This is a genomic window from Dietzia sp. CW19, from assembly GCF_014145265.1.
GTDB classification, from domain to species: Bacteria; Actinomycetota; Actinomycetes; order Mycobacteriales; family Mycobacteriaceae; genus Dietzia; species Dietzia natronolimnaea.
Genome location: NZ_JAALEE010000225.1, coordinates 1 through 2837, shown reverse-complemented (window position 1 = coordinate 2837; position 2837 = coordinate 1). Strand labels below are relative to the sequence as shown.

The 2837-nt window shown below is 71.7% G+C and carries 2 protein-coding genes and 1 pseudogene; all 3 read left to right on the top strand.

Features of this window, described 5'->3' with window-relative positions; translation table 11 throughout:
* Positions 1 to 299 (top strand): annotated as a pseudogene (locus G6021_RS07445) (ABC transporter permease); the annotation flags it as partial.
* 231 nt (positions 300 to 530) lie between these two features.
* Entirely contained in the window at positions 531 to 1997 is a 1467-nt protein-coding gene (locus tag G6021_RS07440; RefSeq protein WP_179524811.1) for an aldehyde dehydrogenase, read from the top strand.
* A gap of 37 nt (positions 1998 to 2034) precedes the next feature.
* On the top strand, positions 2035 to 2808 hold the full coding sequence (locus G6021_RS07435; protein ID WP_304813358.1) for an enoyl-CoA hydratase-related protein: 774 nt from the start codon (positions 2035 to 2037) through the stop codon (positions 2806 to 2808).
* The last annotated feature ends 29 nt before the right edge of the window (positions 2809 to 2837 follow it).

Sequence of the window (2837 nt, the reverse complement as noted above, 5' to 3'; positions counted from 1 at the left end):
GCGCGTCAGACCGCGCTCGGGTGTTGACGAGTGCGATCGTCACTCCCGTCGCCTGGGTCACGACCGTGACGCGATCGACGCTCGCGGGGGTCGCGGCGACGATAGCGATCGTCATCGTGGCGCAGGTCGGCGTCCTCGTCGGCGCCGGCGGATGGATGCCGTTCGCCGCCCCGACGCTGTGGGCGATGAGCGGCGGCAGCGGGGTGTCGCCGCTGCAGCTCGCCCTGGTCGGGGTGATCCCGCTGGTCTCCACCGCGCTCACGGTCGCGACATGGCGGAGGCTCCAGCTCGACCGCTGAGGGGCGCTGCTGAGGGGCGATGCCGAGGGGTGAGACCGAGCGACTCGACGCCGGGGAGCCCGAGGGGCTCCGACGCCGGGGACCCCACGATCCCCCGGGGGCCGGCACACCACACTGGAACGCGTTCTCGAAAACGCACCCCGAGTGCGGCGGGGGTCCTACAGTAGACAGGTGTCTGTTCGCGCGTCCGTTGCGACAGGAGCCCACCCAGTGACACCCAGGAGACCGCCCATGACCACCTCCCTCGACCGCGACGCCTTTCTGATCGGCACCGAGTGGCGCTCTCCCGCGACGGACAGCGTCATCGAGGTGATCAGTCCCCACACCGAGGAGATGGTCGCCCGCGTCCCGGAGGGCTCGGTCGCCGACATGGACGCCGCCGTGGCCGCGGCGCGGGAGGCGTTCGACTCGGGTCCGTGGCCGCGGATGAGTCCCCAGGAGCGGATCGAGGTGGTTGCCCGTCTCTCGGCCCTCTACGCCGCACGGCTGGACGACATGGCGACCCTGATCTCCACCGAGATGGGGTCACCGATCTCGTTCAGCAAGCTGGCCCAGGCCCCCGCCCCGTGGATGCAGATCGAGGCGTTCGTCAACATCGCCCGCGAGTTCCCGTGGGAGGAGACCCGGCCGGGCGTGCTCGGCGGGGAGGTGCTGGTCCGCCACGAGCCGGTGGGCGTGGTCGCGGCGATCCCGCCGTGGAACGTCCCCCAGTTCACCGTGCTGTCCAAGCTGATCCCGGCGCTGCTCACCGGCTGCACGATCGTGATCAAGCCGGCCCCCGAGACCCCGCTCGACACCTACCTGCTGGGTGAGCTGCTGATCGAGGCCGGGGTGCCGGCGGGCGTGGTGAGCATCGTGGCCGGCGGCCGCGAGGTGGGGGAGCACCTGGTGCGTCACCCCGGGGTCGACAAGGTGGCCTTCACCGGGTCCACCGCGGCGGGCCGGAAGATCGGGGCGATCTGCGGCGAGCAGCTCAAGCGGTGTTCGCTGGAGCTCGGGGGCAAGTCCGCGGCGATCGTGCTGGACGACGCCGACCTGGCGAGTGTGGTCGAGGGGATCAAATTCCTGGGCGTCATGAACTCGGGGCAGGCGTGCGTGGCGCAGACCCGGATCCTGGTGAGCCGGGAGCGGCACGACGAGGTCGCCCGGGCACTGGCCGAGGGGATCGGGTCGATGGTCGTCGGTGACCCGCTGGATCCCGCCACGGAGATCGGGCCGATGGTGGCGCAGAGGCAGCAGGAGCGCGTGTCCTCCTACATCGAGCTCGGGCAGCAGGAAGGCGCCCAGCTCCTCACCGGCGGGACCGGCCGCCCGGACGGTCTGGACACCGGCTGGTACGTCCAGCCGACCGTGTTCGCCGGGGTCGACAACTCCATGCGGATCGCCCAGGAGGAGATCTTCGGGCCGGTCCTGTCGGTGATCGCGTACGACGACGTCGACGACGCCGTCCGCATCGCCAACGACTCGGAGTACGGACTGGCGGGCACGGTGTGGACGGCGGACCGGGAGGCGGGGCTGGGCGTGGCCCGCCGGGTCCGCACCGGGACCTACGGGGTCAACACGTACACGATGGACTTCTCGGCCCCGTTCGGCGGTTTCAAGGCATCGGGGGTCGGCCGCGAGTTCGGCCCCGAGGGCCTGGCGCAGTACACCGAGGTCAAGTCCGTCTACCTCGACGCGCCCGCGGCCGGCGCCTGATCTCGCCGTGGCCGGGGAGGGGACATCGCCGCTACAGGTGCGGGACGCCGACCGGGTCCGCACACTGACGCTCGCGCGACCGGAGGCGCTCAACGCGTTCGACGAGGGGCTGTACGACGCGCTCACCGTCGCGCTGCACGAGGCGTCGGCCGATCCGACGGTGGCGGTGGTGCTGCTCACCGGGCAGGGCCGGGCGTTCAGTGCCGGGACCGACCTGGTCGAGATGGCCGAGCGGGTCACCAATCCCGACTTCGTCCCCGGTGAGCACGGGTTCATCGGCCTGATCGACGCCCTGGCCGCGTTCGACAAGCCCCTGGTCCTGGCGATCAACGGGCTCGGCCTCGGGATCGGCACGACCGTGATCGGGTTCGCCGATCTTGCCTTCATGGCCGACGACGCCCGCCTCAAGTGCCCCTTCACCAGCCTCGGGGTGGCGCCGGAGGCCGCCTCGAGCTACCTGCTCCCTCGGCTCGTGGGTCGTCAGAACGCCGCCTGGGTGTTGCTGTCCTCCGAGTGGATCAGCGCCGCCGAGGCCCACGAGATGGGCCTGGTGTGGCGTCTGTGTCCTGCAGAGGAGCTACTCACGGTGGCCACCGAGCACGCCACGCGCCTGGCGAGGCTGCCGATCTCGAGTCTGCGGGCGGTCAAGCGGACGATGGTCGAGCCGCTGGCCCGCCAGATCGCCGAGGCGCGTGAACGCGAGAACCAGTGCTTCGCCGAACTCATGGGCGGGCCCGCGAACTCCGAGGCCCTGGCCGCGTTCGCCGAGGGACGGCCCGCGGACTTCACCGCGCTCCCCGACGGGGCGTGACGGCGGGGGTCCCGACCGCCCGGCCGGCA

Bases quoted from the DNA above. Each gene is read 5' to 3' on its own strand.
- G6021_RS07440 (WP_179524811.1), top strand. From the start codon at position 531: ATGACCACCTCCCTCGACCGCGACGCCTTTCTGATCGGCACCGAGTGG.